Source organism: Devosia sp. SD17-2 (assembly GCF_029201565.1).
GTDB lineage: Bacteria > Pseudomonadota > Alphaproteobacteria > Rhizobiales > Devosiaceae > Devosia.
Genome location: NZ_CP104002.1, coordinates 4019539 through 4042508, shown reverse-complemented (window position 1 = coordinate 4042508; position 22970 = coordinate 4019539). Strand labels below are relative to the sequence as shown.

Below are 22970 nucleotides of genomic sequence, written 5' to 3'. Positions count from 1 at the left end.
TTAACGCCGGTCCCTCACGCGAGGCGGGACAGGATGAAGTCGCGTTCAGCGGAGAGACCGTTCCATTCGCTCGGGTGGTCTGCATCAAAGATCAACGTATAGGGCCCGGCATAGCCGGCATCCTCGGCGACCGAGAGGCAGGTGCCATAGTCGGCCTCGTCGAGCTGGCCCGAAACGAAGCTCGCCTTGGCGTGGCAGAGCTCGGCCCGCGGCAAGATGGAGGCCAGGGCCTCGTGTTTGTCCTCGCCCGTCCAGTTGCCGAAATCGCCGAGAAGACCGATGCGGCCCTCAAGCCGGTCGAGCACTTCATGCACCACGCCGGGGCTGGAAAGGAGCGCCAGCCAGTTTTCGGTGACGAGCCGCACCGACGAGCCGGCATTGCGATCGGCCAGCTGGCGCAGCGCGGTGACAGAGCGATCGATGGTCTCGGGCGTCGGCGCCTGCTTGCCGGCAATGATGCGGGCGTTTTGTGCGCCAAGCTCATTGGCCACCTCGACCCAGCCCGAGATCCAGGCGGTGTCGCGCGCGCCGTTGACCGGATCGGTAATGTCACCGGCATCGATGAGCAGGGTCTGCAGCGTGACCCCGGAGACTTTGAGCTGGTCGCGCAACTCGCCGAGATAGACCGGGTCACGGCTGCGCATATGGAAGGAGACGATTTCCAGCCGGTGATAGCCATGGTTGGCGAGCACCGAGGGCAGGCCGAGCAGCGACTCGCTGCCCTCCCCATAAGTATCCTCGCCCGGGCCGATTTCGGCACTGTCGAGATTATGCGGATAGGTCGTGCCCAAAAGCCGATGCAACGACCAGGTGGAGACCGCGATACGATCAGCACTCTGGGCCATAAGTCTATTCTCCTGCCTCAGGGGACAGAGTTTCATGGCCGCGCCGGAGGTGCAACCGGGATTGTTTCGATGGCACGAGAGTTTATCGCGCAACTGCTTGGGGTTGGTGCGCTTTTCGATATTGACTCCGGGGGCGATTGGGCACCTGCTTGGGACCAAGGACTTGAGGATGCTTGGGAACCATGATCGCCAGTAACGAAAAAGCGGTGACGGTGACCAATGCACGTGGGGCATCGCCCTTTGTCATCGTCTGCGACCACGCCTCCAATTTCATTCCGGAGGCCTATGGTGACCTCGGGCTGACGCCGGTCCAGCGCGTCAGCCATATCGCCTGGGACCCGGGTGCGCTGGCGGTGAGCCGAGGACTGTCCGATGCGCTCGATGCGCCCCTTGTGTGGTCCGGCATCTCGCGCCTGATCATCGACCCCAATCGGGACCTCGATGCACCGGACCTGATCTGGACCCTGTCGGAGGCGACGCGCATTCCGGGCAATGAAAATCTCTCGCCCGAGGAGCGGGAATACCGCATCGCCCATTTCCATCAGCCCTATCACACGGCCATTGAACGGCTGCTGGAGATGCGACGGCATGCCGGCATGGAAACCGTACTGGTCTGCATGCATTCCTTCACCCCGGTCTATCTTGGCATTGCCCGGCCTTGGCCGATCGGCCTGCTGCATGGACGGGACACAGGCTTCACCGAGGCCCTGCGGGACGCACTAGCGGCCGCCGAGCCCGATCTCAATATCGGCTGGAACCAGCCCTATGCCGCGCTCAACGGCGTCACCCTGACGCTGGAGAAACACGGCGACGGGCGCGGGCTCGAGGCGACGATGATCGAGCTGCGCAATGATGAAATCCTGTCACGTGAGGGCGTGACCTATTGGGCGGAACTGCTCGCGGAATGTCTGGAGGCGGCCCGCCGCAAACGCGGAGGCAAGCGGCCCTAGACCTGCGCGGGCGACGGACACAAGGGGGAGGAGACCCGATTGGTGTATGCGCTTGAAGAGCTTCGGAAAGATGTTGCGGCCGGCCGGATCGATACCGTGCTCGTGGCCTTTCCCGACATGCAGGGGCGGCTGATCGGCAAGCGCTTCCTCGCCGCCTTCTTTCTCGAGACCGCCATGGATGAAACCCATGGCTGCGATTACCTGCTCGCCGACGATATCGACATGGAACCGGTGCCCGGCTATGCGGCGGCCAATTGGAAGAAGGGCTATGGTGATTTCGTCATCAAGCCCGATCTCTCCACGCTGATGAAATGCACCTGGCTCGAGGGCACGGCGCTGGTGATCGCCGATGCGCTCGACCATCACCATGAGCCTGTACCGCACGCCCCGCGCAATGTGCTCAAGCGCCAATTGGCGCGGCTCGAGGCCATGGGGCTTTCGGCCAATTTTGCCAGCGAACTCGAATTTTATCTCTTCGAGGACAGTTTCCGCACTGCCCATGAGAAGGGATATCGCGACCTCAAGGCCGCTGGCTACTACATCGAGGATTACCACATCTTCCAGACCACCAAGGAAGAAGGGGTGATGCGGGCGCTGCGCAACGAGCTCCACGCCTCCGGCATTCCGGTCGAAAATTCCAAGGGCGAATGGGGGCCGGGGCAGGAGGAGATCAATGTCCGCTATGCCGAGGCGCTGACCATGGCGGACCGGCATGTGGTGATCAAGAACGCCACCAAGGAGATCGCCTACGCCCAAGGCAAGGCCGTCACCTTCATGGCCAAATGGGCCTATGAGCTGGCCGGATCATCGGCGCATATCCACATGTCGCTGGCGCGGGAGGGGCAGAACCAGTTTGTCGATGAGGGCGATGAATTGGGCATGTCGGACCTGATGAAGCACTTCATGGCCGGGCTGCTGACCTATGCCGGCGACATCACCTATTTCCTCGCGCCCTATATCAATTCCTACAAGCGCTTTCAGGTCGGCACCTTTGCGCCCACCAAGGCGATCTGGAGCCGGGACAATCGGACGGCGGGCTTTCGGCTGTGTGGGGAAAACACCAAGGGGATCCGTGTCGAGTGCCGGATCGGCGGGGCGGATCTGAATCCCTATCTCGCCTTTGCCGCGCTTCTGGCGGCGGGGATCAAGGGCATCGAGGACAAGCTTGACCTCGAACCCGGCTTTTCCGGCGATGCCTATGCCCAAGGGGAGCTGCGCGAGGTGCACAAGACCCTGCGCGACGCAATTGCCGGTCTGAAGGGCTCGAAAATGCTGGAGGAAGCCTTCGGGGCGGATGTGGTCGGGCACTATGTGCACACCGGCGAGTGGGAGCAGTTTGAATATGACCGGCGGGTAACCGACTGGGAGCGCCAGCGCGGGTTTGAGCGCAGCTAGGAGGGGAGGCGAACATGACCGAGACAGTGCAGATCATCTCTCCAGTGGACGGAAAACTTTTCGCCGAACGGCAGACGCTCGACGGGGACGCCATTGATCGGGCGATGAGCCGCGCGAAGGCGGCACAGCGCGACTGGCGCATGGTGCCGCTCGGCGAGCGGGTGGCGCTGGTGGGCAAAATGGTCGATGCGCTCTTGGCGATGAACGACGCCATCGTGCCCGAACTGGCCTCGCAGATGGGGCGGCCCGTCCGCTATGGCGGCGAAAGGCGCGGCGTCGAGGAACGCAGTCGGCATATGCTGGCCATTGCCGGGGAGAGTCTCGCGCCGCTGATGCGGCCGGAAAAAGACGGGTTCGTGCGCTATATCACCCGCGAGCCGCTGGGCGTGGTGCTCGTGATCGCGCCGTGGAATTATCCGTTTCTCACGGCGGTCAATTCCATCATTCCCGCGCTGGCGGCGGGCAATGTGGTGCTGCTCAAACATGCCAGCCAGACGCTGCTGGCGGGTGAGCGTTTTGCCGAGGCGGCACGGATGGCCGGCCTGCCGGAGGGGGTGTTCCAGAACCTGGTGCTGAGCCATGCCGACACCGAAAAACTGGTGGGCTCGGGGCTGGTCGACCACATCAGCTTCACCGGATCGGTCGAAGGCGGGCGGCGGATCAAGCGGGCGGCGGCCGGCACATTTGCCTCGCTGGGGCTGGAGCTCGGCGGCAAGGATCCAGCCTATGTGCGGGCCGATGCCGATCTCGACTTTGCTGCTGAAAACCTCGTCGACGGGAGCTTTTTCAACTCCGGGCAATCCTGCTGCGGGGTGGAGCGCATCTATGTCCATGCCGATGCCTATGACGGCTTTGTCGACCGCTTCGTTGGGCAGGCGCGCAGCTGGACGCTGGGGCATCCGCTCGATCCGGCGACTGTGATCGGGCCGATGGCGCGCGCCAGCTTTGCCGACCATGTGCGGCGCCAGACCGAGGAAGCCGTGCGCAGCGGAGCGGGGCGTCATCTCAACTGGGCCCATGAACGCGACAAGCCCGGCTCGCCCTGGCTGGCCCCCGAAGTCCTGACAGGCGTGAACCACCAGATGAGTCTCATGCGCGAGGAGAGTTTCGGGCCGGTGGTCGGGATCATGAAGGTGGCCGACGACGAGGAGGCGATCGGGCTGATGAACGACAGCCCCTATGGATTGACGGCCTCGATCTGGACGGCGGATCTCGACGCAGCCGGAAGGATTGGCGCCCATGTCGAAACCGGGACGGTTTTTGCCAATCGATGCGACTATCTCGACCCCGCCCTCGTTTGGACTGGTGTGAAGGACACCGGCAAAGGCGGGGCGCTGAGCGAGATTGGCTACCACAATCTGACCCAGCCCAAGAGTTTTCATCTGCGGCGGGTGTAAGGCGTTTTCCGTGTCATCGTTGCTGCCGGGCGGGCCCGGTGGTCCATGCAGAGCGGGTTGGATTGCCGGGCGCGCCCGGCAAGGACGGTGAAGATAGTGAGGGTGAGGAGGCTATTATGACCAATGCCAATTGGAATTATCCGACCGCCATGCGCTTTGGCGCCGGGCGCATTGCCGAACTCCCCGAGGCGCTGGCCGCCGTGGGCATAAAAAAGCCACTCCTCGTCACCGATGCCGGGCTGGCGACCCTGCCGGTGACCCTCTCCGTGCTCGGCATGCTCAAGGAGCGGGGGATCGACGTCGGCCTCTTTTCCGAAGTCAAACCCAATCCGGTCGCGGCCAATGTCGAGGCGGGCATCGAGGTGCTGCGGGCCGGCGGGCATGACGGGGTCATCGCCTTTGGCGGGGGCTCAGGGCTCGATACCGGCAAGGTGATTGCCTTCATGGCCGGGCAGACCCGGCCGATGTGGGATTTTGAGGATGTCGGCGACTGGTGGACCCGTGCCGATCCGGCGGGGATCCTGCCCACCATAGCCGTGCCGACAACGGCCGGGACCGGCTCGGAAGTGGGCAGGGCCGGGGTGATCACCGACGAGCGCAGCCAGACCAAGAAGGTGATCTTTCACCCCCTGATGATGCCGAAGATCGTCATCGCCGATCCCGAACTGACCATCGGCATGCCCCCGTTTATCACCGTGGGGACGGGCATGGACGCGCTGGCCCATTGTCTCGAAGCCTATTGCGCGCCCGGCTATCACCCGATGGCCGATGGTATCGCGGTGGAGGGCATAAGGCTTGTGTTCGAAAACCTGCCCAAGGTCGTCGCCAACCCCAATGATATCGTGGCGCGGGGACACATGATGAGTGCGGCGGCGATGGGCGCAACGGCGTTCCAGAAGGGGCTCGGGGGCATTCATGCGCTGAGCCATCCGGTCGGCGCGCTCTATGACACGCACCACGGCATGACCAATGCGGTGTTCATGCCCTATGTGCTGATCTCCAATAAATCGGCGGTGGAAGGCAGGCTCGCGCGGCTCGCTGCCTATCTCGGCCTCGCGCCCAATTTCGATGCGTTCCTGCATGCGCTGGTCGGGCTCCGACTGAGACTGGGCGTGCCGCATACGCTGAAAGATTTCGGCGTCAACGGGGACAGGCGCGAGCAGATTGCCGACATGGCCGTGGTCGACCCCACGGCGGGCGGCAATCCGATCGAGCTGACGCGTGATCGGGCGCTGGAGATCTTCGACCGGGCGCTGACGGGAAGGTCTAGCCGCTAGACCGTCATCCCATAGGCTGCGCGCATCTCGGCGATTTCGGCAAGCGTCTGGTGGAAGAGGCTCCAGTCGTCGGTTTCGGCGATTGGCGCCCAGATAGCTTCCACCTCCTCGATCAGCATGGTGCGTGGGGTTTTGCGGGCGAAATAGGAGTGGGTGAGATTGCAGTCCGGGGTGGGCGCATAGGCTTCCAGCCCGTCCGCCACCTGCCTGAATGCCTCGCTGGCATAAAAGTCCGCCGAGGGACTTTCGGCGGCGCGTTCGGCGCTCTGCACACCGCCGCGCCAGTCAAAGTAGAACTGCTCGTAGGGCGCCTTGCTGGCCGAGAGAAAGCCGAAGAGCGTCGTGACGAAGGCCCCATCCTCCTCGGTACCGCGCGGAACCAGCCCAAGCCGCCGCAGGATCTGCCGGGGCAATTCATCGCGAAAACTCGGCCAGACAGAGTTGAGCGCGGGCTCGAGCTTTTCGATGCTGGAGATCGGCACGAGACATTCGGCGAGCCGGGTGAGGTTCCAGGCCAGCGTGTCGGGCTGACGCCCAAAGCTATAGAGGCGGGTTTCGTCGAAATAGGCGGCGGTGAACTCGGGGTCGTACTGCGGCAGGAAGCGCCACGGCCCGTAGTCAAAGCTCTCGCCGGTGATGTTGATATTGTCGGTGTTGAGCACGCCATGCACGAACCCTGCGGCTGTCCACTGCGCGCCAAGCCGGGCAACATTGCCGACCACGGCCTCGAGGAATGCGGCGGGACGATCTTCGGCGTCGCCGAGATTCGGGTAATAGTGCGCGATCGCGTAATCGAGCAGCTTTTGCATATTGGCCGTGTCCTCGAGATAGGCGAGACGCTGGAACGTGCCGATCCGAATGTGGCTGTGGCTGAGCCGGGTGAGAACGGCAGAGCGGGTGGGCGAGGGTTCATCGCCGCGCCAGAGCTGCTCGCCGGTTTCGACCAGCGAAAAGCTCTTGGAGGTGTAGACGCCCAGCGCCTCGAGCATTTCGGTGGCCAGCACTTCTCGCACCCCGCCCTTGAGGGTCAGCCGCCCATCGCCGCCGCGCGACCAGGGCGTCTTGCCTGAGCCCTTGGTGCCGAAATCCAGAAGTCGCCCATCCACCGGGTCGATACACTGGCCAAACAGGAAGCCGCGTCCGTCGCCGAGATCGGGATTATAGGAGCGGAACTGGTGGCCATGATAGCGCAGCGCCAGTGGCTCGGGCAGCGAACCGGGCAGGGGATCGAAGCGGCCGAAATGGGCAAGCCATTGATCGTCGCCGAGATCGCCCAGGCCGAGCCGTTCGGACCAGCGCTGGTCGCGATGCCGCAAAATGGTTTTGGGAAAATCGGCGGGGGCGACGGGATCGAAGAAGTCGCGGCCGAGATCGGCGTGGGAGCGGGCGGGAAGGAACTGGGTCATGATTGCCTAATGCCTTTCGCCCGACTGGGGCTCCATCGCAAGTGTAATGCGGTCCTGCGTTGCAAGGCGGCCTTGCGCCCGGGCGTCTGGCGAATGTCACCAAATCGGCCTATATGCACTCCAATGACACAGATTGCTCCCTTCCAGGCCGCCATTTTCGACATGGACGGCACGCTGCTCGATACCGAGGCGATGTTCAAGACCATCGTTTTCGAGGTCTGCACCGATCTCGGGTTTGAAATGACCGATCTCGTGCACAGCGGCATGGTCGGATCGAGCCACGAGCGCACCAGCCAATTGCTGATCGAGGCCTATGGGGTCAGCTTTCCCTATTCGCTGTTCGACGAAAAATGCCGCGTGGTGATGCGCGAGCGCAGCCATGCCGGCGTGCCGCTGAAGCCGGGCGTGCGCGAATTCATCTCGGCCCTGCACGCCAATAATATCCCGACGGCGGTTGCCACATCTTCGCGTAATCCCCATGCCCAGCATCATCTTGGCGCCGCGGGCCTGCTCGATCTCTTCGAAACGATCGTGACCCGTGACGACGTCACCAATCCCAAGCCGCACCCCGAGCCCTATCTGATGGCGGCGGGCCGGCTGTCGATGAAGCCGGAACATTGCCTCGCCCTCGAGGATAGTTTTGCCGGCGTTCATGCTGCCCATGCGGCTGGCATGCAAACCATCATGGTGCCCGATCTCGTTGCGCCTTCCGATGAGATCCGCTCGCTTGGCATCACCATCATGGACAGTCTGGTGCACGTGCACAAAGCGGCCTTCCCGCGTTAAGATTTGAACGCTTAAAGCACTCCCTAAACTTTTATCTTTCTCCGAAAGTGCCGATTCAGCACAAAGCAAACCCATGAATTTTATGGGTTTTCTTTTGCGCGTCGGCACATTAACCCTGTTTTAAGAAGCTAAGGGCTATGGTTAACCAGCCGTAAATTTTGGCTTCCATCTCTTGTCTGGCTTGGCTAGTGTGCCTTCCAGCAAGACGGACCCCCAGGGGTCCACCAGAAGGCCTGCCGGTAGGACTGGACAGGCTCAGGGGCAAGGACGGGGCATTGACTGCAGACTGGCGGAAGAAAATCCTGCGAATTTCAGCGCAGGCAGCAGCGTTCGCAGCGACAGTGTTGGTCGCTGGCGTCATTGCGTCGCCCCTGGCAGTCAAGGCTAACGAATCCAACGTCGTCATCCCGGTCTCGGTTCCGGAAGCTGTCGCTGAGCTGCGCCAGCAGCCCGCGCTTGGCGCGACCGCAATGCCACTGGCACCCGGCCAGCAGCCGCTGACCGAGGCGCTTCTTGCCAATTACGTCAAGCGCCAGCAGGAGCTGCGCGCGGTCGAGGTGACCCTCGATGGCCCGAATTCCCCGCTGAATGCCGAAATGCTGATGGGCTATATCGCCCGCGGTTCGCTCAGCGGCGGTAACACCGCTCTTTCCGCCATCGACAGCTTCATGGCGCCGATCGCACGGCCCGAGCCGACGGTGACCCCCGATATTCTCGCCGCCTATGTCGACAGCGGTTATCTGCCGACGGAAAAGCGCGTCAAGGTCGCCAATACCGAGCGCGAATGCCTCGCCCAGGCGATCTATCACGAAGCGCGCGGTGAAAGCGCTGCCGGCCAGCTGGCCGTCGCCAATGTGATCGTCAATCGCGCCCGCTCGGATCGTTACCCGTCCTCGCTGTGCGGCGTCATCTATCAGAACGCCGACAAGGGCCGCTATCGCTGCCAGTTTACCTTTGCCTGCGATGGTCGCGATGATACCCCGCGTGAACGCGCCGCCTGGTCGCGCTCCAAGGCTCTGGCCGCCGAGATCTATGCCGAATACGCCACGGGCGACGAGGTTGGTGCACTGCCCGGCTCGGCGCTGTTTTACCACACCACGGCTGTCAGCCCCTCCTGGTCGAACACCTATAGCCGTGTTGCCCAGGTCGGCTCGCACATCTTCTACTCCCCAAACTGATCGCCTGTAGCGCTCTCCAGAGAGGGCGCCATGCTGTCGGGGTGACCTTCCCCTCACTGCAGATCTGAAACGCGGTCGGCGCCCCTTGGCGCCGCGTTTTGGCGTGTCGGCTGATCAGTCGCCCGACACACGCCTTCAGTGCCAGGGACCCGGACATGAAAAAGGGCGCCGATGGCGCCCTTCTCAGTAATCAGTGTGGGAGACGGTCGCTTATTCAGCGGCCTTGGCCATCTGCGGGCCGGGCTCGGCATCGGCTTCAGTGCCGAACTTCTTGAAGTTCTCGCGGAACAGCTGGGCAAGCTTTGCGGCCTGCGCGTCATAGGCCTCGCCATCGGCCCAGGTCTGGCGCGGATCGAGCAGCTTGCTGTCGACGCCGGGCACGGCCACGGGAACGTCAAAGCCGAAGAGGCCGTCAACGCGCATGTCGGCGCTGTCGAGGGCGCCTTCGAGGGCGGCGGTCAGCAGACGGCGGGTTGATGCGATGTCGATGCGCTTGCCAACGCCATAGCCGCCACCGGTCCAGCCGGTGTTCAGCAGATAGGCTTGGGCGCCGCTGGTGCGCAGGCGCTCAGCCAGCATCTCGCCATAGACGGTCGGGTGCAGCGGCATGAACGGCGCGCCGAAGCAGGCCGAGAAGGTTGCCTGCGGCTCGGTGACGCCACGCTCGGTCCCGGCCACCTTGGCGGTGTAGCCCGAGAGGAAGTGGTAGACGGCCTGTTCCGGCGTCAGACGCGCGAGCGGGGGCAGGACGCCGAAAGCGTCTGCGGTGAGGAAGACCACGGTCTTGGGCGTTCCGCCAACACTGCCCTTGGCAATGGACGGCAGCACATGCAGCGGGTAGGCGGCACGGGTGTTTTCGGTCAGCGACACATCGTCGAAATCCGGAACGCCGGTTTCTGCATCGACGATGACGTTTTCCAGCACGGTGCCGAAACGCTTGGTTGCCGCATAGATTTCCGGCTCGGCGGTAGCGCTGAGCTTGACGGTCTTGGCGTAGCACCCGCCTTCGAGGTTGAACACGCCATCCGCGCTCCAGCCGTGCTCGTCGTCGCCGATCAGCGGGCGGTTCGGATCATTGCTGAGCGTGGTCTTGCCAGTGCCCGAGAGGCCGAAGAACAGGGCAGCTTCCCCATCGGGGCCAAGGTTGGCCGAGCAGTGCATCGGCAGGACGCCCTGGCGCGGCGCGTGGAAGTTGAACAGCGAGAAGACGCTTTTCTTGATCTCACCGGCATAGAGCGTGCCGGCGATGACGACGACATTGCGGCTCATGTCGAGCGCGATCACGGTGTCGGTGCGGCAGCCGTGGCGGGCCGGGTCGGCCTTGAAGTGCGGCGCATGGACGATGGTCACGGCCATGGCGTCGTCACCGGCGAGGATGTCTTCGCCACGACGGATCAGGAGGTTGCGGATGAAGAGGGCGTGCCAGGCGCTCGGGGTGAGAACCGTCACGTCATACTGGTGCGCGGGATCTGCACCGGCCAGCAGGTCCTGGCGGTAGATGGCCTGGCCCGACAGATGCGCGCGCACGTCATCGAGCAGGATCGAGAAATGCTCGGGCGAGAGGCCGCCCGAATTGTCCCACCAGACCGTATTCTCGGTCAGGTCATCGCGCACGATGAACTTGTCCTTGGGCGAGCGGCCGGTAAATGCGCCGGTCTCAACGACAAATGCGCCGTCTGCAGTCAGACGGCCCACACCCTGTCGCAATGCCTCCGCAACTAGATCCGGGGCAATCGCGTTGTCGCTCAGCGACACGGCTGCGCCGACGATGTCGTTTCGCAGGACCCCATGATCGAACACACTCATCTTTCCGTCTCCACTCGATGCCGCAAGTGCGGTGTTGCGCGCAAACTAGAGACGATGGGTGGTCGAGGACCATCCCGAAAAGGGTCTTAAGACGGAAGTTGCACGTGGCTCGGATTGCTGTCGCCACTGGCAGCAGACTTGGCCGCGCCTTATTTAACGCGTAATTGTCGCTTGCAACGTCGGAGAGGACCAAAAAGGGTCATCCCGAATGCAAGCGTCTCGAGAAGAAAGGCAGAATATGCCCAAAATCGCTCTGGTAGATGACGACCGCAACATCCTGACTTCCGTGTCCCTGACGCTGGAGGCCGAAGGATATCAGGTGGCCACCTATACTGACGGCGCTTCGGGTCTTGAAGGTCTGACCACTGACCGTCCCGACCTGGCCATTCTCGACATCAAGATGCCGCGCATGGACGGCATGGAGCTGCTGCGCCGCCTGCGCCAGAAATCGGATGTCCCGGTGATCTTCCTCACCTCCAAGGATGAGGAAATCGACGAACTCTTCGGGCTCAAGATGGGCGCTGACGATTTCATCACCAAGCCCTTCAGCCAGCGCCTGCTGGTCGAGCGCGTCAAGGCCATCCTGCGCCGCTCCGCACCGCGCGATCCGTCGAGTGCCCCGGGCACCAACACCGAGCAGGCGCCGAGCAAGGCGCTGATCGAACGCGGCTCGCTGGTGCTCGATGAAGAGCGCCACACCTGCACCTGGAAGGGCCAGCGCGTCACCCTTACGGTCACCGAATTCCTGATCCTGCAGGCGCTCGCCCTGCGTCCGGGCGTGGTGAAGTCGCGCAATGCGCTGATGGATGCCGCCTATGACGACCAGGTCTATGTCGATGACCGCACCATCGACAGCCACATCAAGCGGCTGCGCAAGAAGTTCAAGGCCGTGGATGATGATTTCGAAATGATCGAAACGCTCTATGGTGTCGGCTACCGCTTCAAGGAGCAGTAGGAAGCCAATTGGCCACGATAGACCCAGAAGTTGAGGCTCCTCCCGCCGGCTCGTCGCCGAAGGGGGAGCGCGAGGCTGCGCCCCGTCGGCGCGGGGGCTGGCGGCTGGCCCTGATGCCCTTGGCCAAGCTGGCCCATGGCATCAGGCGCTTCCTCGACTTCACCATCTTCTCCAATTTGACCCGGCGCATCGTGGTGCTCAACCTCGCCGGGCTGCTGGTGCTGGTGGTGGGCATTCTCTATCTCAACCAGTGGCGGGCCGGCCTGATTGATGCGCGCGTCCAGTCGCTTCGCGTGCAGGGCGAAATCATCGCTGCCGCCATCGCCGCCTCGGCCACGGTGGATAGCGACGTCATCTCGGTCAATCCCGACCGGCTTCTGGAATTGCAGGCGGGCAATTTCTCGCCGCTCTCCTATTTCGACCCCTCGCTCGAATTCCCGATCAATCCGGAGCGCATCGCGCCGCTCCTGCGCAACCTCATCACCCCGACCCGCACCCGCGCCCGCATCTACGACCAGGGCGGGCTGCTTATTCTCGACAGCGAGAACATTTATGCGCGCGGCGAGGTGATCCGGCAGACCATCGACACGTCCAAGCAGCAGAGCTTCTTCCTCGTCGACTGGTTCAACGCCATCATCTCCTGGGCGCCGGGCGATAATTTCTCGAAATATCAGGAATATGGCGCCGACGAAGGCACGCGCTATCCCGAGGTGGCATCTGCCCTGCAGGGGGCGCCGGCCGATTTCGTCCGCGTCGACGAGCGCAACCAGCTCGTTGTTTCCGTGGCCGTGCCGGTGCAGCGCATGCGCGCCATTGTCGGCGCAATCCTGCTCTCAACCGCGCCGGGCGATATCGACAGCGTGGTGGCCCAGGAGCGTTGGAGCATCCTGCGCATCGCCCTGATCGCCACCGTGGTGCAGATCGGCCTCTCCTTCCTCCTGGCCGGCACTATCGCCGGGCCAATGCGTCGCCTTTCCGCGGCCGCCGAGCGGGTGCAGACGGCTGGCAATGCGCGTGCCGAAATTCCCGATTTTACCGATCGCCCCGACGAAATCGGGCACCTGTCGGGCGCGCTGCGGCGCATGACCGACGCGCTGTATAACCGCATCGAGGCCATCGAGCGCTTTGCCGCCGACGTCGCCCATGAGCTCAAGAACCCGCTGACCTCGCTGCGCTCTGCCGTCGAAACCCTGCCGCTGGCGAAAAAGCCGGAAGACAAAGAACGCCTCAACGCCATCATCCAGCACGATATCAAGCGCCTCGACCGGCTGATCACCGATATCTCGAGCGCCAGCCGGCTCGATGCCGAACTGGCCCGCGAGGGCGCTGAAAAGGTGGATGTCGAAAAGCTGGCCGAGGCCATGGTCTCGATCCAGAAGGACATCGCGTCCAATCGCTCGGTCAACGTGGTGATGGGCAAGCGCGCCGGTCGTGGCTCCACCACGATCAACGGCCATGAAAGCCGGCTGGCGCAGGTTTTTGCCAATCTCATCGACAATGCCGTCTCGTTCTCGCCGACCGGTGGCACTGTCACTGTTTCCGTTGCCACCGAGGCAGACACCATCATTGTTTCGGTGAGCGATGAGGGGCCTGGCATCACCGATGTCAGCCGCATCTTCCAGCGCTTCTATACCGATCGCCCGGAAACCGAGAGTTTTGGCAATCACTCGGGGCTGGGGCTTTCCATTTCCCGGCAGATCGTCGAGGCGCACAAGGGCACGATCAAGGCACAGAACCGCCCCGATCGCTCCGGCGCCGTCTTCACCATTGTCCTGCCGCGCGCCCGCAAATAGTCTGACGCCATGACAAAACCACACCATGTGCATGGGACGGGGCTGGTGCTGGATGGATTGGGCCTGCTGTTGCGGGGGCCATCGGGCGCGGGAAAATCGCTTCTTACCCTGTCGCTGATCGAAACCTGGCAGATGCGGGGGCTCGAGGCGCTTCTCATTTCAGACGACCGGGTCGATCTGACCGTCGACGCTGACGGCGTTGTGATGAACGCGCCGCCTCTGTTGACCGGCCTCATCGAACTGCGGGGCCGAGGCATCGTCCACCGGCCGAGCTGTCCCTCAGCCCGCCTGAACCTCGTTATCGACCTGGTGCCGGCCTATGAGCGCATGCTGGAAGAAGAGGCTTTCACCACCCATATACTGGGACACGACGTTCCGCGGGCCCCGGTGCCGCATGCCGAACGGATCGGACTGCGCCACCAGGAGCTGCTGGTCATGGAAGCGGTGCGCGCAAGCGCCTCTCCTGCACAGCCATGACAAATTATCGCTTGCAACAGGGGGCTTGGGGGACAAAACTGTTGCGGGCTCGCCTGCGATTGATCCGTGCCTCGGCCGGGCGTATTAGTCCGGGACGCCGTGGCGGAACGCCACCTATGCCGCTACGGCAGTTTGGGGAGAATGCATGATCGGATTGGTTCTGGTGACGCATGGGGCGCTGGCTGATGAATTCAAGCTGGCGCTGGAGCATGTTGTCGGCCCGCAAGACTATTGCGAAACCATCGCCATCGGCCCGGATGACAACGCCGAAGAACGGCGCGAAGACATCATCAAGGCCATCGACCGCGCCGAGAATGGCGACGGTGTCATCATTCTCACCGACATGTTTGGCGGCACGCCGTCCAATCTGGCCATATCGGTGATGAACAACCGCAAGGTGGAAGTGATCGCCGGGGTCAATCTGCCCATGCTGGTCAAGCTTGGCCGCGTGCGCGGAGAGATGGCCATGGCCGAAGCGGTGAACCTGGCCCAGGAAGCGGGCCGGAAATATATCACCGTTGCCAATTCCATCCTCGGCGGAGCCTCATAAATGGATGCTGCAGGCCGTGCCCTCGCCCAGCAATTGACCATCGTCAATCGCAAGGGACTGCATGCCCGCGCCTCGGCGCGCTTCGTGCGGACGGCTGAGTGCTTTGACGCCACGATCAATGTCGTCAAGGACGGACAATCGGTGGCCGGCAATTCGATCATGGGCCTGATGATGCTCGGCGCCGGTCCCGGCTCGACCATCCTCGTCCAGGCGACCGGCAAGCAGGCGCGCGAAGCGCTCGAAGCCATCGTGCTGCTCGTCAACAACGGCTTTGACGAAGACAGCGACGGCGCCCCGGCCTGACCCATTGGGTGCCTTCAAGCGAACAAAGCCTTCGCTGTCGTGCCGATGGTCGTCGCCGCGGCGCTCCCCTAGATTAAGCGCAACACCGCAATTCGGGGATCGAAATGATCGACACATCCGTCCAGACCAATGTCCGCTCCATGCCCGTGCTGCCGCTGAGCACGACGCTGGGTCCAGTGCATCTTGCAGTTACTGACCGCACCAAGGCGCTCGCCATTTGGCAGGACGTGGTCGGCCTCGACCTCATCGCCGAAGAGGGCAATCGCCTCTCCCTCGGCGCCGGTGACAAAATTCTCATCGTGCTCGAGACATCGGCCAATCGCCCGGTCGCGCCGCGCAGCCATGGGCTCTATCACGTCGCTATTCACGTGCCGACGCGCCATGAACTGGCGCAGATGGCCGTGCGCGCTCTGCAGCGCAATATCCGCATCGCCCCGACCGACCACCTCGTCAGCGAGGCGATCTATCTCTGGGACCTCGATGGCAATGGCATCGAGATCACCTTCGAGACACCCTGGCGCGGCACGCTGGGCGATCCGGACAAGGGCGAGACCTACGCGATCGCCGCCGATGGCAAGCCCCATTCCGGGCGCGAGCCCATCGACCTTGATGGTCTGCTCGGCGAGCTCGGCCCCCAGCCGGTCCTCACCCCGCGCATGCCCGAAGGCACGCGCATTGGTCACGTGCATCTGCATGTCCGCGACCTCCACGAAGCCATGGGTTTTTATCGCGACGTCATCGGCTTTGCCGGTTTCCTGATGATCGATTCCTTTGGCATGGGCGATGTCGGGCTCGACTACATGCCCCATAGCCTCGCCTTCAACATCTGGTCCGGCCCGCAGGCCACCCAGCCGCCAGCTGGCAGCGCCGGTCTGCAATGGCTGACCATCGTCCTGCCGGATGGCGAGAGCCTTGCCGGGCTGCACCAGAGGCTGGCAACGGCCGGGGCGTCTATCACGCCGGGCGATGGCTGGTCAGAAACTCAAGACCCCTCGGGCAATCGCATCAGGCTGGTCCTGGCCGCGTGAGCCGACAATCGAAAGGAAGTGCCATGCGCAGCGCCCAAGACGTCCTCAATTTCTGGTTCGTCGATTATGGTCCCGATGACTGGTTCGCAGGCAGTGCCGATTTCGACGCGCTGATCGCTGCTGAATTTGCTGACACCCACGCGGCGGTTGCGCGTGGCGAGGCCTGGGAATGGCGGGCGACGCCGGAAGGTCGCCTTGCCGAGATCATCGTGCTCGACCAGTTCTCGCGCCAGTTGTTCCGCAAGCGCCCGGAAGCCTTTGCGCAGGACAAGATGGCGCTGGCTCTGGCGCAGGAGATGGTCGCCCAGGGTCTCGATCTCGAATTCGAGCAGCCCCGGCGCGGCTTTATCTATCTGCCTTATATGCACGCCGAGTCGGCACTGGTGCAGGCCGAGTCAGTGCGCCTCTATGAAGGTCTCGGCGACGAGAACCAGCTCAACTACGCCAAGGCGCACAAGGAGACGGTAGACCGTTTCGGTCGCTTCCCCTTCCGCAACGCGCCGCTCGGCCGGAAGAGCACGGCCGAAGAAGAGGCCTATATGGCCGAACAGGGCGACCGCGGTTTTTGAATTTTTGGGTTTTTGGGGCGGGGGATGACACGGCACAGACCGTGCAGGTCCCCCCACCCTAGCGTCGCTACGGCCCAAGGGCCTAGCTTTGCTGCCCTCCCCACAAGGGGGAGGGAGCGCAGGAGCCGCCACTTTGCGCGGCAGGCCCGGAACAGATACCGGAAACGCCGTCATTGCCCGGCTTGTTCGGGCAACCCACTCCTTGGCAGATGGACCGCCGGGACGAGCCCGGCGGTGACGGCCAACGTTAGCTTCCGCGTAACACTTAAAACGCCCACTCGCCCTTGCGCATGACGGGTTCGGTCGAACCATCCGCATGCACGCCGTCGATGTCGATCTGGTCGGAGCCGATCATCCAGTCGATGTGGATGAGGCTCTTGTTGCCGCCCTGGGCGTAGATCTGGTCGGGCGTCAGCTCCTTGCCGCCCTCAAAGCAGTCGGCATAGCACTGGCCCATGGCGATGTGGCACGAGGCGTTCTCGTCGTAGAGCGTGTTGTAAAAGAGAATGCCCGACGCCGAGATCGGCGAGGAGTGCGGCACCAGCGCCACCTCACCGAGACGCCGCGCGCCCTCGTCGGTATCGAGCACCTTGTCGAATACGTCCTGGCCCTTGGTGGCCTTGAGTTCGACGAGACGCCCTTCTTCAAACCGCGCCTGGATGTTCTCGATCAGCGTGCCATTGTGGCTGAGCGGCTTGGTCGCGGCCACCGTGCCTTCAACGCGCAGGCGATGGGGCGTGGTGAATACTTCCTCGGTCGGGATGTTGGGGTTGCAGGTAACCCCGTTCTTTGCTTCCGAGGCGCCGCCTTTCCAGCGGTGCCCATCGGCGAGGCCGACGGTGAGATCCGTGCCCGGGCCGGTGTACTTCAGCGCCGAGAAACGCTTGCCGTTGAGCCAGGTCCAGCGCGCCTTGAGATTGGCATTGTGATCCTTCCAGGCGGCGATCGGATCGTCCTGATCGACACGGCTTGCCTTGAAGATAGCGTCGGCCAGCTTGGCGACAGCGACATCTTCGGCATCATTTGGGAAGACCAGCTTGGCCCAGGCCGGGGTCGGGTAGGAAACGATGTTCCAGTTGATGTCAAAGCCTGTGATCAGCTCCAGCGCCGGGCGATAGGCCGTGGAATTGGCGCGGTTGGCGCGCGAAACCTTGGACGGGTCCTGACCGGCCAGCATCAGTGGATTGTCGCCCGAGATGGCGAGGCGTGCCGCGTTGTTCTTGAAGGCCTCGGCCATGCCCGAATAGAGCCAGCCGGCCGAGCGGTCGAAGCTGGCGTCATTGGCAAAGCGATAGCGCGCGAGCGTTGCTTCTTCGTCCGAATAGATGGTGGTGACGAGGCCGGCACCGGCCTTATAGGCGTGCTCGGTAATGCGGCGGACCAGCGGGGCTGCGGTCATCGGCGCGGTGATGATCAGATCCTGCCCCTCGGCCAGCTGCAGGCCAACCTTGATGGCCACTTCGCCGAGCTTGTCGAGCTTGGTCGGATCGATAGGGGTATTGCTCAATTGGGCATGCCTTCTTGCTTTTGAATCGATTGGTTTGGAGCCTAGCGCTCCCCCGCGTGGGACGCCACCCAAGCAAACCGTAAAAACTCTTGATCCATGTCAAAGTGAACCGGGCCGGGGTGGGGAATATGGAGCCATCTCAGGAGGTTCCTATGACCATTCAGACGCTTTACCTCATCGCCGTTCTCTGCGCATTCGGCACGTTCGCTGGCATCGTTGCCTATGGCCAGATCATGACTCGCGGCATTGTAGCTCCCGGCGCTCGCCCGCTCGACTGAGCGGCGCTGCTGGCAGGGGCGCCCCGGCCGTATCCCGGGCCGCCCCTGTCACCCAAACGCATCAGCTGCGGTGTGCTGCAGCACAAGGCCATTGGCAAAGGCGAACGGTTTGGCTATGAACCGTTCGCCGCTTCATTTTTGAGAACACGGGAGGCGTTGCATGACAGCATCATTCGCTTCCCCGATGGGCAGCACCCGACCCTAGGTCCTGCCCCGTGCGGCCCGCCTGTTTTGGCGTGCGCCCCGAAAATTTCCTTCCGCAGAAACCCGCTACCCCGCAACGGCATGCAAATGCCGCCCGTTCTGCGCCCCAATTGACCCTCACCACAGGAACCGATCGCCGGAAAACGGGATCGGGACACCCAGATGAGTCGCAAGAAACTTAATTTCCGCGCCGATGCGTTCCGCAATGTGCTCGGTTTCACCTTCCGTCACTGGAAGCATCAGCCGATCCGCATCGCGCTGATCGTCGGCCTTGTGCTGACGGCAACGCTGGCCGAGGCGCTGAGCCCGATTTTTGCCGGCCGACTGGTCGATGCCGTGGCCTCCGGAGAGGGCGGCTGGGACGTGGCGTTCTCCGCCTTTCTCACCATGTCGGCGCTCTACCTCGGCTCGATCGTGCTGCGGCAGCTGATGTATCTCAACATCATCCCGCTCACCCTGCGGATGATGCGCGACGTCGCCGCCCAGGGCTTTCACCGGGTCCAGCGCTTTTCCACCGACTGGCATGCCAACAGCTTTGCCGGCTCGACCGTGCGTAAGATCACGCGCGGCATGTGGGCGCTCGACCTGCTCAATGACACGCTGCTGCTGGCCCTCTTGCCATCGCTCGTCATGCTTGGCGGTGCGACACTAATCCTAGGCATGTCGTGGCCGGTCATGGGCCTCGTCGTCGGCCTCGGCTCCATCATCTATATCGTAGTGACGGTTTGGATGTCGGTGGGCTTTGTTGCGCCCGCAGCAACGCTCTCCAATGCCTGGGACACCAAGGTTGGCGGTGCGCTCGCCGATGCGGTCAGCTGCAATTCCGTGGTCAAGGCCTTCGGCGCCGAAACCCGCGAGGATGACCTTATCGCCGGCGTGGTCTCCAAATGGAGCAAGCGCACTCGCCGCACCTGGCGGCGCGGCACGTTCAATGGCGGCCTCCAGGGCATCATGATGGCGGCCATGCAGACCGCCATTCTCGGCACGGGCCTGGTGCTGTGGCGCGATGGTGCGGCCACTGCGGGCGACATCACCTTTGTGCTCACCATGTTCTTCCTGTTGCAGGGGCATTTGCGCGACGTCGGTCAGCACATCCGCAATCTGCAGAAGTCGGTCAACGACATGGAAGAGCTGGTCAATCTGTACGCGCAGCCGCTCGGGATCGCCGATCGCAAGGACGCGCCGGCAATCGCCATTGGCGACGGCCACATCCGCTTTGATAATGTGACCTTCCAATATGGCGCGCACGCCACCCCGCTCTACAAGGACTTTTCCGTGGAGATCAAACCGGGCGAACGCGTGGGCCTCGTCGGTCATTCCGGCTCGGGCAAGACCACGTTCGTCAAGCTGATCCAGCGCCTCTACGACATCCAGAATGGCGCCATCACCATCGACGGGCAGGACATCGGGGCGGTGCAGCAGGCAAGCCTGCGCGGGCAGATTGCCATCGTCCAGCAGGAACCGATCCTGTTCCACCGGACGCTGGCCGAGAACATCGCCTATGCAAGGCCCGGGGCCAGCCGTGCCGAGATCGTCGAGGCTGCAAAGCAGGCCAATGCGCATGATTTCATCATGAGCCTGCCGCGCCAGTATGAAACCATGGTGGGCGAGCGCGGGGTAAAACTCTCGGGTGGCGAACGCCAGCGCGTCGCCATCGCCCGTGCTTTCCTCGCTGATGCGCGGGTGCTTATCCTCGACGAGGCTACCTCCAGCCTCGACAGCGAAAGCGAGATGATGATCCAGCAGGCAATGGAACGGCTGATGGAAGGCCGGACCACGCTGGTCATCGCCCACCGCCTGTCGACCGTGGTCGCGCTTGATCGGCTCCTGGTCTTCGACAAGGGCAAGATCGTCGAAGAGGGCGACCACAACGCCCTCATCAGGCTCAACGGCGGCATTTACCGGCGTCTTTTCGAGCGCCAAGCGCTCGAACTCACCAAGGGCCTCGTTGCCTGAACAACAAAAAACCCGCGGAGCGATCCGCGGGTTTTTGGTTTCAGGGGAGCAATACGTCGACCCGCAGACCTTCGCCGAGCTTGCTGCGGATGGACACCTGCCCGCGATGGCGCTGGACAATATGCTTGACGATGGCAAGGCCGAGGCCCGTGCCCTTCTTCTTGCGGCTCGTCTCTGCATCGATCCGGTAAAAGCGCTCGGTCATCCGCGGCACATGCTCGGGCGGCACGCCGGGGCCGTGATCGATGACGCTGACCATATGGTGCAGCCCGCCGCGGTCGATCCGCGCCAGTTCAACCTCGACGCTTTTCCCGCCAGCGCCATATTTGATGGCGTTTTCAATGAGGTTCTCGAACACTTCATAGAGCTGGCTGCGGTCGCCGGTGACAGATACGGGCCCATCCGGCAGGCGGAGCTCGACCTGGAGCTCGGCGGCGGCGGCCTGAGTTTGAAGACCCTCGCGGACCTCGCGCAACAGCCCTGCCAGCTCCACCGTGCCGGTGGGGCGCATGTGCTGGTACATCTCGATGCGCGAGAGGCTGAGGAGGTCGTCGATCAACCGGCTCATCCGGTCGGCCTGTCCACGCATGATGCCGAGGAATTTTTCGCGGGCGGCCGCGTCCTTGGCTGCGGGCCCGAGCAGTGTGTCGATGAAGCCGATGAGCGAAGCCAGCGGCGTGCGCAATTCATGGCTGGCATTGGCGATGAAATCGCTACGCATGGCATCGACGCGCTTGAGGGCCGTGAGGCTCTGAAAGGTCACCAGCAGGCGCCGCTGACTGGCCACCGACCAGTCGGTTCCGGGCAGGCGGAGAGGAGCCACCACGACCCGATCCCAGGTTTCATTGGGGATGGTCTGGTGCAGCTCGAAACTAAAGAGCGCGCCATCGCGCAGCGCACCCTCGATGGCCGACAGCAATTGCGGATCGCGCAGCACAAGGCTGAGGATCTGGTCGTCGGCGATATTGGGATATTGCCGGATGGCCGCGCCATTGCGGAAGACCACGGCGCCGCGCTGGTCGAGCACCATGGCCGGATCACCCAGCGCCTCGGCCATGGCGGCCAGCATCTGTTCCTCGTCCGCGCCGCGGGGCGGACTGTCGAGCACGACGCGCCGGGTTTCCGGCAAGGCGGGCGCAATGGGCGCGGGGCGCAGCGCCACCAAGCCGGTAAAGAGCGCAAACCCGATGAGAGCGATTTCGATGCGCAGGCCACCGAACATGACGAAGGCGGCAACAAGGATGGCGAGCACCGCAAGGAGGCCGAGCTGGCTGCACAGATTGGCCAGCATATTCCGAGGCGCGTCGCGCCGTTCCATTTCAGTGTCTTCCATGTCCGGCAGCAAAATCAAAGCCTTCGTTCCGCCCTTGTGTTGGCGCCCGGTTTCTATCACGCTCAATGTAACAATGGAGCGACAGCGTGACCGACCCCTTTGACAGCTTCGACATAAATGATCCCCAGCTGCCCAAATCCATCAAACGCGCGGCCCTGACCTCGGGCGGATATCCCTATGAAGACGGGATGGATGGCGACGAGTATGACACGCAGATGTACGCGCTGCAAAAGCAGCTCGTGCTGTTGCAGGCGCATATGGCGCGGGCGGGCGAGCGCATCGTCCTCGTCTTTGAGGGACGCGACGCGGCCGGCAAGGGCGGCACCATCAAGCGCATCCTCGAAAATCTCAATCCGCGCTAAAACCTTATCGCCGCGCTGCCCAAGCCGAACGATCGCGAGCGCACCCAATGGTATTTCCAGCGCTATATCGACTGGCTGCCGGCGGCCGGTGAAATGGTGCTGTTCGATCGCTCCTGGTACAACCGCGCCGGGGTTGAGCCGGTGATGGGCTTTTGTACCCCGGGCGAGACCGAGCTCTTCCTCGAAGAAGCGCCTGAATTTGAAAAGCGCCGCACCAAGGACGGCATAAAACTCTTCAAGTTCTGGCTCTCCATTGGCCGGGAAATGCAGTTGAAGCGCTTCCATGATCGCCGCCATGATCCGCTGAAAACCTGGAAGCTGTCGCCGGTCGATCTCGAGGCACTCAACAAATGGGACGATTATTCCCGCGCCCGCGACACCATGCTGAAGCGCACGGACAGCAACCACGCGCCCTGGACCGTCATCCGCGCCAATGACAAGAAGCGCACCCGCCTCAACGTCATCCGCACCCTGCTCAACGGTTTGATTATGACGGCAAGGACGAAGGCGAGATCGGCAAGATTGACCGCAAGATCGTCCTCAGCGCCAAGGAATTTTTGGAGTTGAAGGGGGAGTAGGGGCCACGGCCCCCTCACCCGACGGCTACGCCGTCGA

The 22970-nt window shown here is 63.1% G+C and carries 20 protein-coding genes and 1 pseudogene; 16 read left to right on the top strand and 5 right to left on the bottom strand.

What is annotated here, in order from left to right; translation table 11 throughout:
- Positions 1 to 14: 14 nt before the first annotated feature.
- Entirely contained in the window at positions 15 to 845 is an 831-nt protein-coding gene (locus tag NYQ88_RS19775; protein ID WP_275652775.1) for a TIM barrel protein, read from the bottom strand.
- 182 nt (positions 846 to 1027) lie between these two features.
- On the opposite strand from NYQ88_RS19775, the gene NYQ88_RS19770 reads away from it, so the two are divergent.
- The 4 genes from NYQ88_RS19770 (at position 1028) to NYQ88_RS19755 (ending at position 5864) form a co-directional block, all read left to right on the top strand.
- Entirely contained in the window at positions 1028 to 1795 is a 768-nt protein-coding gene (locus NYQ88_RS19770; protein ID WP_275652774.1) for an N-formylglutamate amidohydrolase, read from the top strand.
- A 39-nt stretch (positions 1796 to 1834) separates the two neighbouring features.
- Positions 1835 to 3190 (top strand): glutamine synthetase family protein, encoded by a 1356-nt coding sequence (locus NYQ88_RS19765; protein ID WP_275652773.1) that lies wholly within the window; start codon positions 1835 to 1837, stop codon positions 3188 to 3190.
- 14 nt (positions 3191 to 3204) lie between these two features.
- Positions 3205 to 4587, top strand: coding sequence for an aldehyde dehydrogenase family protein (locus tag NYQ88_RS19760; RefSeq protein WP_275652772.1), 1383 nt, complete (start codon positions 3205 to 3207; stop codon positions 4585 to 4587).
- A 116-nt stretch (positions 4588 to 4703) separates the two neighbouring features.
- Positions 4704 to 5864, top strand: coding sequence for an iron-containing alcohol dehydrogenase (locus NYQ88_RS19755; protein ID WP_275652771.1), 1161 nt, complete (start codon positions 4704 to 4706; stop codon positions 5862 to 5864).
- Here the strand turns inward: NYQ88_RS19755 and NYQ88_RS19750 are convergent.
- Positions 5861 to 7270 (bottom strand): YdiU family protein, encoded by a 1410-nt coding sequence (locus NYQ88_RS19750; RefSeq protein WP_275652770.1) that lies wholly within the window; start codon positions 7268 to 7270, stop codon positions 5861 to 5863. The genes NYQ88_RS19755 and NYQ88_RS19750 overlap by 4 nt on opposite strands.
- A 123-nt stretch (positions 7271 to 7393) precedes the next feature.
- On the opposite strand from NYQ88_RS19750, the gene NYQ88_RS19745 reads away from it, so the two are divergent.
- Both NYQ88_RS19745 and NYQ88_RS19740 read left to right on the top strand, forming a co-directional pair.
- Complete coding sequence (locus NYQ88_RS19745) at positions 7394 to 8056, top strand: HAD family phosphatase (RefSeq protein ID WP_275652769.1); 663 nt, start codon at positions 7394 to 7396, stop codon at positions 8054 to 8056.
- A gap of 275 nt (positions 8057 to 8331) precedes the next feature.
- Positions 8332 to 9234 carry a cell wall hydrolase gene (locus NYQ88_RS19740; protein WP_275652768.1) on the top strand — a complete coding sequence of 301 codons (903 nt, stop codon included), beginning with the start codon at positions 8332 to 8334 and terminating at the stop codon, positions 9232 to 9234.
- A 210-nt stretch (positions 9235 to 9444) separates the two neighbouring features.
- On the opposite strand, the gene pckA is transcribed toward NYQ88_RS19740, so the two are convergent.
- Complete coding sequence (gene pckA, locus NYQ88_RS19735; protein WP_275652767.1) at positions 9445 to 11040, bottom strand: phosphoenolpyruvate carboxykinase (ATP); 1596 nt, start codon at positions 11038 to 11040, stop codon at positions 9445 to 9447.
- Positions 11041 to 11278: 238 nt separating this feature from the next.
- Here pckA and NYQ88_RS19730 point away from each other — a divergent pair, with 238 nt between their 5' ends.
- From NYQ88_RS19730 to NYQ88_RS19700, 7 genes are all read left to right on the top strand, one after another.
- Positions 11279 to 11995, top strand: coding sequence for a response regulator transcription factor (locus NYQ88_RS19730; protein WP_275652766.1), 717 nt, complete (start codon positions 11279 to 11281; stop codon positions 11993 to 11995).
- An 8-nt stretch (positions 11996 to 12003) separates the two neighbouring features.
- A complete protein-coding gene (locus NYQ88_RS19725; protein WP_275652765.1) occupies positions 12004 to 13788 on the top strand; it encodes a sensor histidine kinase in 1785 nt (594 codons plus the stop codon).
- Positions 13789 to 13797: 9 nt separating this feature from the next.
- Positions 13798 to 14265 carry an aldolase gene (locus tag NYQ88_RS19720; protein WP_275652764.1) on the top strand — a complete coding sequence of 156 codons (468 nt, stop codon included), beginning with the start codon at positions 13798 to 13800 and terminating at the stop codon, positions 14263 to 14265.
- Between the two features lie 145 nt (positions 14266 to 14410).
- Positions 14411 to 14815 carry a PTS sugar transporter subunit IIA gene (locus NYQ88_RS19715; protein WP_275652763.1) on the top strand — a complete coding sequence of 135 codons (405 nt, stop codon included), beginning with the start codon at positions 14411 to 14413 and terminating at the stop codon, positions 14813 to 14815.
- Positions 14816 to 15118, top strand: coding sequence for an HPr family phosphocarrier protein (locus NYQ88_RS19710; protein ID WP_275652762.1), 303 nt, complete (start codon positions 14816 to 14818; stop codon positions 15116 to 15118).
- Positions 15119 to 15222: 104 nt separating this feature from the next.
- The gene (locus tag NYQ88_RS19705) at positions 15223 to 16146 is read left to right on the top strand and encodes a VOC family protein (protein WP_275652761.1); all 924 of its coding nucleotides are present in this window, start codon (positions 15223 to 15225) and stop codon (positions 16144 to 16146) included.
- 23 nt (positions 16147 to 16169) lie between these two features.
- Positions 16170 to 16715: a DUF924 family protein gene (locus NYQ88_RS19700; RefSeq protein WP_275652760.1), complete on the top strand. Its 546-nt coding sequence runs from the start codon at positions 16170 to 16172 to the stop codon at positions 16713 to 16715.
- A 265-nt stretch (positions 16716 to 16980) separates the two neighbouring features.
- Here NYQ88_RS19700 and NYQ88_RS19695 read toward each other — a convergent pair whose 3' ends face one another.
- Positions 16981 to 18222, bottom strand: a complete 1242-nt coding sequence (locus NYQ88_RS19695) for an aminopeptidase (protein ID WP_275652759.1) — start codon at positions 18220 to 18222, stop codon at positions 16981 to 16983.
- A 152-nt stretch (positions 18223 to 18374) separates the two neighbouring features.
- Here NYQ88_RS19695 and NYQ88_RS19690 point away from each other — a divergent pair, with 152 nt between their 5' ends.
- Positions 18375 to 18500, top strand: a complete 126-nt coding sequence (locus NYQ88_RS19690) for a hypothetical protein (RefSeq protein WP_275652758.1) — start codon at positions 18375 to 18377, stop codon at positions 18498 to 18500.
- 366 nt (positions 18501 to 18866) lie between these two features.
- Complete coding sequence (locus NYQ88_RS19685; RefSeq protein WP_275652757.1) at positions 18867 to 20660, top strand: ABC transporter ATP-binding protein; 1794 nt, start codon at positions 18867 to 18869, stop codon at positions 20658 to 20660.
- A gap of 40 nt (positions 20661 to 20700) precedes the next feature.
- Here the strand turns inward: NYQ88_RS19685 and NYQ88_RS19680 are convergent, their stop codons facing one another.
- Positions 20701 to 22011, bottom strand: coding sequence for an ATP-binding protein (locus tag NYQ88_RS19680; protein WP_275652756.1), 1311 nt, complete (start codon positions 22009 to 22011; stop codon positions 20701 to 20703).
- Between the two features lie 68 nt (positions 22012 to 22079).
- Here NYQ88_RS19680 and ppk2 point away from each other — a divergent pair.
- Positions 22080 to 22933 (top strand): annotated as a pseudogene (gene ppk2 / locus NYQ88_RS19675) (polyphosphate kinase 2).
- The last annotated feature ends 37 nt before the right edge of the window (positions 22934 to 22970 follow it).